This is a genomic window from Marinobacter excellens LAMA 842 (genome assembly GCF_001574445.1).
Taxonomy (GTDB): Bacteria; Pseudomonadota; Gammaproteobacteria; order Pseudomonadales; family Oleiphilaceae; genus Marinobacter; species Marinobacter shengliensis.
The window spans coordinates 277,771-289,325 of record NZ_LOCO01000001.1 but is presented as its reverse complement, the minus strand read 5'-3'; the positions used below and the strand labels follow the sequence as shown (position 1 = coordinate 289,325).

At 61.5% G+C, this 11,555-nt stretch carries 11 protein-coding genes; 3 read left to right on the top strand and 8 right to left on the bottom strand.

Annotated elements, in window-relative coordinates; genetic code table 11:
* Positions 1-8: 8 nt before the first annotated feature.
* The 3 genes from J122_RS01300 to J122_RS01290 are packed head-to-tail and all read left to right on the top strand — an operon-like array spanning position 9 to position 2,140.
* Positions 9-1,043 carry a FecCD family ABC transporter permease gene (locus J122_RS01300; protein ID WP_061330944.1) on the top strand — a complete coding sequence of 345 codons (1,035 nt, stop codon included), beginning with the start codon at positions 9-11 and terminating at the stop codon, positions 1,041-1,043.
* On the top strand, positions 1,040-1,825 hold the full coding sequence (locus tag J122_RS01295) for an ABC transporter ATP-binding protein (protein WP_061330792.1): 786 nt from the start codon (positions 1,040-1,042) through the stop codon (positions 1,823-1,825). The genes J122_RS01300 and J122_RS01295 overlap by 4 nt, the downstream gene beginning before the upstream one ends.
* A 24-nt stretch (positions 1,826-1,849) precedes the next feature.
* A complete protein-coding gene (locus tag J122_RS01290) occupies positions 1,850-2,140 on the top strand; it encodes a DUF2218 domain-containing protein (RefSeq protein WP_061330791.1) in 291 nt (96 codons plus the stop codon).
* Here J122_RS01290 and J122_RS01285 read toward each other — a convergent pair.
* The 8 genes from J122_RS01285 to trpC all read right to left on the bottom strand — a co-directional run bounded on the left by J122_RS01285 (position 2,116) and on the right by trpC (position 11,513).
* Positions 2,116-2,991 carry a sugar phosphate isomerase/epimerase family protein gene (locus J122_RS01285; RefSeq protein WP_061330790.1) on the bottom strand — a complete coding sequence of 292 codons (876 nt, stop codon included), beginning with the start codon at positions 2,989-2,991 and terminating at the stop codon, positions 2,116-2,118. The genes J122_RS01290 and J122_RS01285 overlap by 25 nt on opposite strands.
* Entirely contained in the window at positions 2,988-4,007 is a 1,020-nt protein-coding gene (locus J122_RS01280) for a DUF6005 family protein (RefSeq protein ID WP_061330789.1), read from the bottom strand. The genes J122_RS01285 and J122_RS01280 overlap by 4 nt, the downstream gene beginning before the upstream one ends.
* On the bottom strand, positions 4,004-4,273 hold the full coding sequence (locus J122_RS01275; protein ID WP_061330788.1) for a phosphopantetheine-binding protein: 270 nt from the start codon (positions 4,271-4,273) through the stop codon (positions 4,004-4,006). Before J122_RS01275 ends, J122_RS01280 begins: the two co-directional genes overlap by 4 nt.
* Positions 4,270-5,571 carry an AMP-binding protein gene (locus tag J122_RS01270; RefSeq protein WP_061330787.1) on the bottom strand — a complete coding sequence of 434 codons (1,302 nt, stop codon included), beginning with the start codon at positions 5,569-5,571 and terminating at the stop codon, positions 4,270-4,272. The genes J122_RS01275 and J122_RS01270 overlap by 4 nt, the downstream gene beginning before the upstream one ends.
* Positions 5,568-7,406, bottom strand: coding sequence for an IucA/IucC family protein (locus J122_RS01265; protein ID WP_061330786.1), 1,839 nt, complete (start codon positions 7,404-7,406; stop codon positions 5,568-5,570). The genes J122_RS01270 and J122_RS01265 overlap by 4 nt, the downstream gene beginning before the upstream one ends.
* Positions 7,393-9,225, bottom strand: a complete 1,833-nt coding sequence (locus tag J122_RS01260; protein ID WP_061330785.1) for an IucA/IucC family protein — start codon at positions 9,223-9,225, stop codon at positions 7,393-7,395. Before J122_RS01260 ends, J122_RS01265 begins: the two co-directional genes overlap by 14 nt.
* Positions 9,226-9,299: 74 nt before the next feature.
* The gene (locus tag J122_RS01255; protein WP_061330784.1) at positions 9,300-10,673 is read right to left on the bottom strand and encodes an MATE family efflux transporter; all 1,374 of its coding nucleotides are present in this window, start codon (positions 10,671-10,673) and stop codon (positions 9,300-9,302) included.
* Between the two features lie 27 nt (positions 10,674-10,700).
* The gene (gene trpC / locus J122_RS01250) at positions 10,701-11,513 is read right to left on the bottom strand and encodes an indole-3-glycerol phosphate synthase TrpC (RefSeq protein ID WP_061330783.1); all 813 of its coding nucleotides are present in this window, start codon (positions 11,511-11,513) and stop codon (positions 10,701-10,703) included.
* Positions 11,514-11,555: the final 42 nt, after the last annotated feature.

Genomic DNA, 11,555 nt, shown 5'->3' with positions numbered 1-11,555 from the left:
ATGGCTGGCTGGCGAGCCAGTACCGCCGTTTTGTGTTCCGGCGGGTACTGTGTCTGGCTGGTCTGGTGACTGCGGCGGTGGCTGCATTGCTGGTAGACATCGCCTCGGGGCCGGCCATGCTGGGTTTGCTGGACGTGATTCGCGGGCTGTTGAATCCTGAAAGCCTTGATGCCGGCACCCGGGTGATCATTCAGGACATCCGGGTGCCCTACGCGTTGATGGCGGTGGTGGTGGGCGCCTGCCTGGGCCTGGCCGGGGCCGAGATGCAGACAGTACTGAACAACCCCTTGGCCAGCCCGTTTACCCTGGGCGTCGGCGCGGCTGCCACCCTGGGGGCATCGCTGGTGATCGCCTTCAATATCTCGGTATTGGGGCTGGCGGCCCATGTGCTGTTGCCTCTGTCGGCCTTTGTGTTCGCTGCGGCCGCCTCGCTACTGATTCTGGTGCTGTCACGCAGCCTGGGCGCTTCGGTGCATGCGGTGGTGCTGTTCGGTATTGCCCTGTTATTCGGTATCAACGCGGTGGTGGGCCTGATCCAGTTTATGGCCGATGCCGAGTCGGTCCAGCAGATTGTGTTCTGGACCATGGGCAGCCTGGCCAGGGCCAGTATGGACAAAGTGGCTATCGTGGCCCTGGTGCTGGCGGTGTGCCTGCCGTTTTCCCTTCGTAATGCCTGGGCCATGACCCTGTTGCGCAGTGGTGAAGAGCAGGCCCGCAGTCTGGGCATCCGGGTGGAGCGCATGCGCCTGGTGGTGCTGATGCGGGTGAGCCTGTTGACGGCGGCGGCCATGTGTTTCGTTGGGGAAATCGGTTTTATCGGCCTGGTGGCACCCCACATTGCCCGCTTGATGCTGGGGGAAGATCACCGTTTCCTGCTGCCGGGCAGCGCCCTGGCCGGGGCCGTCCTGCTGTCGTTGTCATCCATCGCCAGCAAGCTGCTGGTGCCGGGAGTGGTATTGCCTGTGGGTATTGTGACCGCACTGGTGGGTATCCCGCTGTTCATCACCCTGATCATTGGCCGCAGCAGGAGGGCCGCGTTGTGACCCTGAAGCTGCAATCCGTGAGCGCCGGCTACCGGAATCGATCCGTCTTCACCGGCCTTACCCTGCCGGAGATACCCGCAGGCTCACTGGTGGCCGTGGTCGGCCCTAATGCTGTGGGTAAGTCCACGCTGCTGAAATCCATCGCCGGCCTGCTGCCGATTGCCGGCACCATGACCTTTGCCGGGGAGAATCTGGCGGCGATTACTGCCCACCAGCGCATTCGTCGTGTCGGCTACCTGCCCCAACCACTGCCCCAGGCCATTCCCCTGGTGGCCTACGAAACTGTGTTCAGCGCCTGCCGCTCTGCCCGCGGCGACTGGTCCCGGGAAGAGACCGAGCTAGCGATCGAAGAGATTTTCGACACCCTGGGTATCCGGCAAGTGGCGCTTCGGCGACTGTCGGAAATGTCTGGTGGTCAGCGCCAGATGGTAGGGCTGGCTCAGGTACTGGTACGCCAGACACCATTGATGCTGCTGGATGAGCCTACCAGCGCCCTGGACCTGCACTGGCAGCTCAACGTACTCAATGCGGTGCGTGACACCACCAGCCGGACCGGCTCGATTGCCCTGGTGGCCAGCCACGATCTCAATCTGGCCCTGCGCTATTGCGACCAGGTTCTGGTGTTGTCTCCCGGCGGCCAGGCCGTGCTGGGCTCACCGGCACAGGTACTGACGCCGGAGCTGCTGGCCCAAACCTATGGTATCGAAGCCAGAATCGAACAGTGCTCTCGTGGACACCCCATCGTGCTGGCGGATCGTCCGCTATCCGCCAGTGTTAATTGACCCACTGATGTCGAGGAATCTGCCATGCCAACCATGAACGCCCAAGTGGCCACCACCGATCCCGGTCGCCTGATCAATCGCCTGTGCAAACACTTTCGCCACAAGATTGAGGCTGAGTGGACCGGGACCGATGGCAGGCTGACTTTCTCCATCGGTGAATGCCGGCTCGAAGCAGCAGACGGTAAGTTGCTTATGCGGTGCCAGTCACCCACCGAGACGGAGCTGGAGGAGCTGGGCCAGGTGGTAGCTTCCCACCTCATCCGCTTTGCCGGCGATGAGGTGGATAAGGTTCACTGGCAGGCCGCCAGCGACTGAGGTTGATCGCCGGTTTCCGGAACCCGCAGCCTCAGCTGGCGAAGGTCGCTGGATAGCACCCGGTAGCTGTCCGGGCCGAACCATTCCAGGGAGATGTCCAGAGGGGCCGGGTTGGCCAGCGACTGTTGCCAGTTTGCAAGCGTGTCCAGCAGTGGTCGGTAATCACAGGCGCCCTCCATCACCGGCACCATGCCTTGCCTTGAGCCTGCCGGTGAGTACACATTGGCCGGGGCAAACACGCCAAGCTGATCCCGCTGGTGGATATTCTTGAAGTGAAAATGCCTGACCCAGGGCGCCATCTTTTGCAGGGCAAGCTGTGGGTCCGCACCGGCCTCCCAGACATGCAGGACATCGAAGTTGATGCCCAGCGCCGGATGGTCAATGTCTGCCAACATTTCCAGGGTAGAGTCAACCGTATCGGCCAGGGTGCCGGGGTGTGTTTCCACCACCAGGGTCAGGCCTTCGTCCGCGACGCAACGGGTGAGCGTCTGCAGGCGTCGGGTCAGTGCCTTGCGCTGCCCCCGGTCAAGCTCGGCGCTGCCCTGATGGCCGGCAAACGTTCGCACTTTGGGTGCCTGCCAGTGCCGGGCCAGTTGGCAGAGGTCGCGGGTGTAGCGGATGGCCTCCTGTTCACCACCCTCCAGTGGCAGATAGTCGCTGACCATGGGAATGCCCAGTCCCTGGCTTTTCAGCCAGCGGCCATCCAGCCCGGGTTGCTGTAACAGGTGCCGGGCATGCACGCCCCAGAGTTCAATGCCGTCGAAGCCGGTGGCCCCGGCCCAGGTGGCCAGTTCCGGTAACGACACCAACTGGTGGCGGAATGAGATGGTACACAGGTGGAAGCGGATCATGGCAATACCTCCAGGTCGGACATCCGGGTGTCGGCGGTGGCGCCGGTGAGGTCGGGGTGTTGCTGCTGCCATTCCTGGAACAGCCCCTGCAGGCTGTCCTTGATGGCGAACTCCCGCCGATCCTGCTCGTCCAGCAGCTGCTCGACCCCGGCCAGCAGGGCAGGGTTGCCTGACATCACCAATTTCAGCGCCCGGTACTGGATTTGGGTGTAGGTTTTCACCAGCCGGTCAATGTCCTCGCACAGGGCCTCGAACCACGGATCGCCCTCGGCGGTGCGGCCCTGATCCTCCAGAAGCCAGGCAAAGGCGTGCTCGTAGGCGTACTTGCGAATCGCCATCACCGGAATCTCCCGAAATGCCCGGGGCAGGTTCGCCAGTGGTTGTCTGGCATCGGGCCCGGTATGGGCGCGCAGAATCTGCCGCAGGGCATCGGTAAACGGATTGGTATCCGCTTTCATGCACTGGGCAAAGTAGGCGGCAACCGTTTCCGCGGGCGTATGCCGGATTTCCAGACCGTCGAAACAGAAACCACCGGCAGCGGCCGGGGATCGGACCGATTCCAGAATCCGGGCTTTGGGCAGCACACCCTCCCAGCGAAAATCCGGGTCCGACATGAACCACTGCTCCGGGTCGTCCGTGGCTTCCAGCATCACGTAGTGGGGAAACGGGTTCTGGTGAAACTTGTTCTCCCGTTCCGGCAACCGGTAAAGGTCCAGCATGACCATGACCTGACGATCGGCAGGGCGCGTTTCCACCAGTTCAATCAGCCGGTCGATGTTGGCCTCTTTCGATTGCTGGTGGTTGTACCAGGGCTCAATGGTGACGCCATACAGCAGCCGGTACCACTCCCGGAACTGGTCGTGGCGGGTATGGGGCGAGTGGTAAGACAGAACCTGCTCCTCACTGACCGAGAAGTCCGCATCCCAGACGCCAAAGTAGAAGGGGCGGTGGTCCACACCCGGTGTGCGTTTGATGATCTCGCAGACACAGCTGACAAAACAATGCACTTTGATCACAGGGAAACCTCCGGATTGCCGGTGGCGACCAATAGCGCTTCCAGATCCTCAACGGTCTCGAGCTGATGGGTCAGCAGCGCTTCCTCCGGAACATGCAGGCCGTGCTCAAGTTCCAGGTGCACAATCAGTTGCAGCAGCATGATGGAATCAATCGCCAGGTCGGCGTTGAGGCGGGCCTTGGCCGAAAACACCGATAGCCGGGCGTCAGGTAGATGGTTTCGAATCACCGTTTCAATGGCGCTTCGGGTCAGGTTGGTTTTGCTCATGCCAGGACCTCCCGCTGACCCTTGTCAGCGAGGGATTCGCTTAACAGCCGGCGGCTGACCTTGCCGTTCGGGAGCCGGCTGATGCTTTCCACCTGTTCGATCAGTGACGGCACCTGGTGAGGTGACAGTCGGTCGCGGCTCCATTGTCGAAGCTGGTCGGTGTCGATGTCTGAATCCGCCACGAAACGCAGGCAAACCCGCTCACCGGCAAAGGCATCGGGTTGCTTGAAAGCCACCGCCTCGCGAATTCCTGGGTAGCCAAGGAACACGTCTTCCACCGCGCCCGGGTAGACGTTAATGCCGGCGACATTAATGGTGTCATCGGTGCGGGCCAGGAAGTGCAGCTGGCCCCGGTGGTCGAAATAGCCCAGATCCTTACTGTGGATGCGCTGTCCGGTGGCTTTTACCGTGATCAGGATTTCATCCGGTTGCCCGGCGGAGGCACCGGCCTGCACCGACAGGTGAGGCAGCGGGTGGCCCAGCAGGCCCGGCTCAGTCACGTCCGCGCTCACAGCCACGCAGCCGGCTTCGGAGCATCCATACTGCTGGCGCAGCCGCAGACAGCGGTCCCTAAGCTGAGTCAGCACCGGCGCGGGCAAAGGAGCCCCGGAGAGCATGACAGCATGCAGCATTTCCTGTTCCGGCAGCATCCGCATCAGCAGGCTAATCAGGGTGGGTGAGGCATAGAGCAGGTGCTCAGGCACCGCACGCAGTCGGGCAATAATGAATCGTGGGTTCAGATTGGTGACCACATGGGGTGCGATGCCCCGCTCCCGGGCAGCCAGCACACCACAGATCAGACCGTAGGAGTGGGTGACCGGACAGGCGACCACCGGCGTTAAGGCCCGGGCCTCAGTAAAATGGGCGACATAGGCGGCCAGTTCCCGGTCTATGTCGCGCCAGGGCCGGGTGATGGTCTTGGCCTTACCCGTGGTGCCGGAGCTGAGCTGAATCAGCTCACCACCCTCGGCCGAAGCCGTCCGTGTCACCCCGCCAAGAGTTTCCGGCGTTACCTCCTGCAGTTGCTCGCCGAACAGCAGGTAGCTGCAGCCGGTGTCCTCGGCCAGGGCTTTGGCAGCAGGGTAGGGTGTGCCGGGGTGAATGGGCAGTACGCTGGCGCCAAGGGGCTTCAGCCAGAGACACAGGGCCAGCCAGTGGGCGGTGTCTTGCAGGCAGACCGCAAATCGGCAACCGACCGGCGACTGGAACTCGGGCCGCTCCGCCAGGCCCCGGACAATATGATCACAGTCGGCCTGGCTGTAGGGGGTGTTGTCGACGTAAAACAAAGGTGCAGTCACGGTAACCTCTCGTGATGGTGATCGGTAGGGGGCATCGATGTGGAATCCGGTCCCGAAGCCAGGGGGTTGATTACCCGGAGGCAATGGCTTTGGTTGTCTGGCTGCAGCTTGCGGCGCAGCAGGGATTCGGTCTGAAGTGTTGACTGGTCCCAGGCCAGCCTGTGCAAGCGGGAGGTCAGATACGGGTGTTGCCGTGCGTAATCGGTCAGGATCGTCCTGACCCGGTCCCAGAAGCGGGTTTCGTTAAATCCGTAGGCCTCATCCAGCAGCAGCGCCAGCTCACTCAGATTGAAGATAAACAGGGTATCCATGACCAGTTCCCGCAGGGCTTCCGGGCCGCTCATACGGTAGTACTGGTCGTCTGGTGCCTGATCGTAGAGCGCCTGTCGCGGGCCAAAGTCTGGTTCAGGAGTGGCCGGGGGCAGGTAGTCACGGGCGTACTCGACGCTGTCGTGGAAATCCCGAAGCATCAGCGCCCTGGGCCAGCCGTCGCGCACCACCAGCAGACTGTTCTGGGCATGGGCCTCGAGGCCGACACCGTGGGCCGCCAGCATATGCCAGACCGGCAGGATGACGGCTTTGAGCGTGGCTTCCAGCCAGGGGCCCAGGCCGTAGTGCTCTACCCACGGGTGGATGAACGGCATGCCGTCAGGTTGCCACTGGAACAGGGCGTTCAGGGGGATGGCCTGCTCACCGTCATTAAGCAGGGAGCTGATGCTGGCACGCCAGATGGCGGCCAGTTCTCCTTCAAGCCCTGCACTGCCTGTGCCCCGGTCACGCCCAGTGTTAACGCCCAGGCTGGCATATTCGGGCAGCAGGCGGAGAGGGTAGGCAGCGTCGAATTGCGAGTCAGCGGCCAAAATCGCTTCAAGCCAGCGGCTGATGGCCGGCGCTGAAGGCACCGAGTGGGGTTCCAGGTGCCTGCGGGACGAGGTGTTATGGATGCCCAGTGGCAGTTTGATGCAGGCGTTCGCCGGCCGGCTGACGTTGAACAGGGACCGCAGTGACTGCCCCGGCCGGTAACGGTCTCCCAGGGGCCCCAGGCTTCTGATGCCCAGTGCGGAAAGCCGGGAGGCCTGGGGCCCCTGGCAGAGTTGCTGCCATTGCCAGGGGTGGGTTGGCAAGGCACCGCAGTGTTGCCAGTCAACGCCCGCCCGGTGGAATGCGGCCCGCAGCAGATAGGCCTGTTCCCGACCGAGTTCCGACTGCCAGAACGCAAGGTCCGGAGCCAGCAACTGCGAATCCAGATAGCGTCGGGGAACCGCCACCCAATGGAGACGGAACCCGATGCTGGTTTCCGGGCTATAGCGCACCAGGTCATCGCCCTGGAATCCCAGTCGGCTCTTGTAACAGGGGTGGTAGGGGTGACCCTCGTGCAATGCACAGTCCAGCGCTTCGCCGTGCAGGGCCCGCCGTTCCCGCGGGCCACGGGCCCGATACAGGGCGTCGAGTCTTTCGGTGTTTCCGATGGTGGCGACAAGTTCTTTTAACAGCGCTTGCTGCTGCGTGCTCGCGGCCGGCAACTGGCCGACCAGCCTGGCCAGCGACGTTGAGGTTGATGGTTGTTCCTGCCCCAGGGTCAGGGTGCTCATATCCAGCCGCAACCGGCCAAAGCCACGAACCCGAGCGCGGCAGCGCCCGGGCAGGCTGCCGATCCGGAACGACAGCCATTGCCAGCCGGAGCGGTTGTCATTGCATGGGCGGTAGGGGATCAAACGCTCAAACAGCAGGGCTTCCAGCAGTTGCCGGAGCACGCGCTGTGTTGGCGACTCGGTCAGGGAGATGACCGGGCTTAGCCCTGTCATCGGTGACGGTGTTTGCTCACGCAGCGCCATGATCTGCCCCAACAGCCTGAACAGGAAAACTTGGCTGCGGCGCTGCGTGCGCCAGACCGCGAAGAGGATTGGCAATACTGGTGTACACCGCCATTTCCAGCTCGGCATTCAGCTCATCAACATCGTGTACTCGAGTCAGCAGGTTGCCCTTGTACGGCAGGCGACTGTCCTCGAGCAGGAGATTGACCAGTGCCCGGGCCGGGCCATGGAGCCGGGTGTGTTCGGAGCGGAGAAACTGCCGAAACTGCCGGATCAACACCGATTCCGGAATCAGGCCGTCCAGGCCGAACCGGGCGATCACGGAGAACACCTGGTTGACGATCAGGTAGTAGCAGAAGCGGTCCCGGATCATGGCATCCCGGTAGAACAGTTCCGGGGTTTCCGACAGGTCCGGGCACTGCTCTGTCAGTTGTTTGCGAAACGTTTCCGAAAGGTAGTAACCCTGATTGTCCCGGTAGTAATAGCAGCGAGGATAGCCACCACCAATATCCAGCAGGCTGTTCTGCTGGTGTGCCTCCAGGGCAATACCGTGGTCGTCATAAAGCCGGAGCGCCGGGCCAATGGCGCAGGCAAGATAGTGCTGGAACCAGTCCAGAGTGACCGCGGCCATGCTTCGACTCTCGTTCAAAGCCAGGCCCTCGATCAGATCCATTAACCGGGAATTACGGCCGGGCATTGGATCCTGGGTCAACGCGGCCATGCTGATCACACCCTGGTCCTGGCCTGCAGTGAAGGGATTGTTCCGGAAAATGACTTCAAAGCCGCTCTCGGCCTGCCCGGGTAGGGAAACCGTCAGATAGGCCGGGTCCTGCAGGATGCGGAAGCCGGGTTCAGACTCCGCGAACCCGGTCTGCCGGATCAGTCTGGACATCACCACACCCGCTTTCAGCTCGTGAGCCTTGTTGACCCGGAGCGAGTTGGTCACTTTCACCGGAATGGAAAACTTCAACATCCATTCTGCCTGTTCACTGTAAACCGTGCGCACGGAAGACGTGGCAGAGAACTCCGGCCCCAGAGCGCCGAGCGGATGAATCAGCCCCTGCTCGATGGCGACCAGCACCGACGGCTGTGCAAGTAACCACTGCGCTTGAAGTGGGTGTGCCGGAACCAGAGTATGATTGTCTGGCAGGTTCAGGGAGGCATGGCCACTGTTCAACAGGGTTTCCGCCATGGTGCTGGCGGGCAATGGACCGTCCGAGTCTTGCTCCACGTAGTCTTGATGGACCAGAAAATAATGAAGCCGGAATCGCCCGCTTAGCTCGGGCGCATAAGCCGTTTGCTGCCATTCCGACATGCCCTGGCGGCTTTTGGGGGTGGGGTGAGTGGCGTGGCCAAACAACAACGACTGTTCTGAATCGATGAATCGGTTGGTCAAAAGCCGGGGGTCGTGGCGGCGCTGTTCCAGGTAACGGGTCATCACCCCGTAGCTGTCTGTTAGTCGGTGCAGGAACTCCAGTTCCCGGAGTTTACGAAGTTCCGGAACCATACCGCCGGAAAGTGCATAGAGCTCGCGTACCAGAAGACACATGGCCTGGAACGGTTCGATGTCTGACCAGCAATGACGACCGTTTAGCCACTGGCGCACCTTGCCATAGCGGTGCCGGCCGACGGGGGAACGGTAAAGGATATCGACAGCAAGCCGGGCCCGCTGGGTGTTCAGGGGCAGTTCGCACACCCATGAGCCGGAGAAACAGCTGCCGGGGTCATGAAGGCGTTGGCTGGCGGCCAGCCAGTGGCCGGGATCAATTTCCTGAAGATAGCCATGCAGGAAGGCCTGAAAACTTGCCTGTTCGGCAATCGCCCGGGCAGACGGTCCCATGTCGACACTCCGATTCCAGAATTTGGAGTAAATCTAAATGAGAATCGAGTGCAGGTGAAATATTTTTACATTTTTTACATTTGGTTTGGTGCGTTGATCACCCTCTGAGGACGGAAACGCAAAAACAGCGCCACGGCCAGCCCGAACGTGAGCCATTCGGCAAGGGGCAGTGCCACCAGTAGCGGCCACTGTGGCGCGAACTGGGCAATGCCTATCAGTAACAGCGCAGGAAGAATCAGGCTTCGGGAAAAGGCCACCAGGGCGGAGGGGATGGGTTTGTGCATGGCGGTCAGGTAAACCGACAACAGTACGTTAATACCGTTGACCAGGAATAACGGCCAGAGGATGGTCAGGAACCGGTCGGCCAGTTCGGCGGTGGCGGGGTCTGCGGCGGTGTCGAGAAACAGCCGGACGACCTGGTTTCCGAACAGCCAGACCGTGGCCACCAGCGCCAGTGCCAGGCTCAGGATGACGGTTGCCCCACAGCCCATAAAGCGCCGGATACGCTCGGCGTTGCCGGCCCCCAGGTTGTGGCTGATCAGCACATGCATGGCATCTGAAATGCCGTAGAACACCATCAGGCTCAGGAAAATCAGATAGTTCACGACGGTGAAGGCGGCTACCCCGGCCACACCCTGAGTGGTCATCAGCAGCCAGTTGATCAGCAGCATGACCAGCCCCACCGAGAGCTCGTTGATCCACTCCGAAACGCCATTGGCAAATGCCTGGGGCACTTCCCGCCAGTGTTTTTGATAAAGCCCGAAGCGCAGCTTGCGCTCCGGCTTGAGAAAATAACGGGCCAGAACGCCGAACTGCAGCACCTGGGCCAGGCCAGTTGCGATGGCGGCGCCACGCAAACCGTAATCCAGATAGCCCACCAACAGGGCGTCGAGCAGGATATTGGCGGCGGCCCCCGTTACCAGGGCCGTGGTTGCCAGCCCGGGGAAACCGTCCACCCGCACGAAGTAATACAACACCATGGTGACAAGCTGAGCCACCAGCACCCAGATGATCACCAGAAAATACTCGGACATCAGCGGGTAGATGTCCGGGGAGGCCCCCAGCACTCGATAGATCGCATCGTGGAACAACAACCCCGCCAGGGCCCCGGTTATGGCGAGGGCCAGCGTGGCCATCAGGCACTTGCTGAAGATCGCAGACGCGGCTTCCGTTCTGCCTTCGCCCAGATACCGGCCAGCCCGAACCGTACCACCAATGGCGAGGGCCAGTGCCATGCCAAACAGAAAGGTAAACCAGGGAATCAGCAGGTTCAGCGCCGCCAGCGCCTCGGCCCCGGCAAAGTTGCCAATAAAAATGCCATCAACAATGTTGGCGGTGGTCAGCGCCAACAGCCCCGCCACCGAGGGCAGGGCATAGCGGAAAAACACCGGCCAGAAGGGGCCAGTCAGTATAGGGTTGTCGGATTCCTTACCGGTATCTGCGTCCATCGTTCGCTTGCCCGTTACCTCAGTGAATCAGCCAAACAGCTCCTGCAGTTTCTCACCTGGATCTGGCGCGCGCATGAACGACTCGCCCACCAGGAACCCGTAGATGCCCCGGCTGGTCATGGCGTCCACGTCGGCGCGGGTCATGATGCCGCTCTCGGTGATGGTCAGCCGGTCGTGGCCAATGCGCTGGTGCAGGTCAAACGTGGTGTTCAGCGACACCTCGAAGTTGTGCAGGTTGCGGTTATTGATGCCTACCAGCGGCGTGCTCAGGGTCAGGGCATCGTCCAGCTCCTTGCCGTCGTGCACTTCCACCAGAACATCCAGCCCAATCTCGTGGGCAATGCCTTCGAGTTCCTGCATCTGCGCTTTGGTCAGGCAGGCGGCGATCAGCAGGATGCAGTCAGCACCAATGGCGCGGCTCTCGTAGACCTGATACGGGTCCACCATGAAGTCCTTGCGGATCACTGGCAAGCTGCAAGCCGCGCGGGCGGCTTTAAGGTAGTCCTCGTGGCCCTGGAAGAAATCTTTGTCAGTAAGCACGGACAAGCAGGCTGCGCCGCCTTTTTCGTAGCTTTCGGCAATGCGTTCCGGTTCAAAAGGGTCGCGCAGGATGCCTTTGCTGGGAGATGCCTTCTTGATTTCAGCGATCACGGCAGGCCGTTGTGCGTCGATCCGTTTCCGAAGGGCATTGGCGAAACCTCGGGCGGGCGCCTGATCACCGGCCATGGCTTTCAGATCGCTAATCGAAACCTTCGGTTTTCGTTCGTCTATTTCCTCCCATTTCCGGTCAACGATTTTCCGAAGAATAGTAGGAGTTTTGTCCAAATGTCTGTCAGTCATAGCAGGCCCGTATATGGTATGCGAGGCCGGCTGCGGGGAGGC

Coding starts and splice junctions, on each gene's coding strand:
- J122_RS01275 (WP_061330788.1), bottom strand. CDS start 4,273: ATGAGCAAAACCAACCTGACCCGAAGCGCCATTGAAACGGTGATTCGA.
- J122_RS01255 (WP_061330784.1), bottom strand. CDS start 10,673: ATGGACGCAGATACCGGTAAGGAATCCGACAACCCTATACTGACTGGC.
- J122_RS01285 (WP_061330790.1), bottom strand. CDS start 2,991: ATGATCCGCTTCCACCTGTGTACCATCTCATTCCGCCACCAGTTGGTG.
- J122_RS01265 (WP_061330786.1), bottom strand. CDS start 7,406: ATGGCGCTGCGTGAGCAAACACCGTCACCGATGACAGGGCTAAGCCCG.
- trpC (WP_061330783.1), bottom strand. CDS start 11,513: ATGACTGACAGACATTTGGACAAAACTCCTACTATTCTTCGGAAAATC.
- J122_RS01290 (WP_061330791.1), top strand. CDS start 1,850: ATGCCAACCATGAACGCCCAAGTGGCCACCACCGATCCCGGTCGCCTG.
- J122_RS01260 (WP_061330785.1), bottom strand. CDS start 9,225: ATGGGACCGTCTGCCCGGGCGATTGCCGAACAGGCAAGTTTTCAGGCC.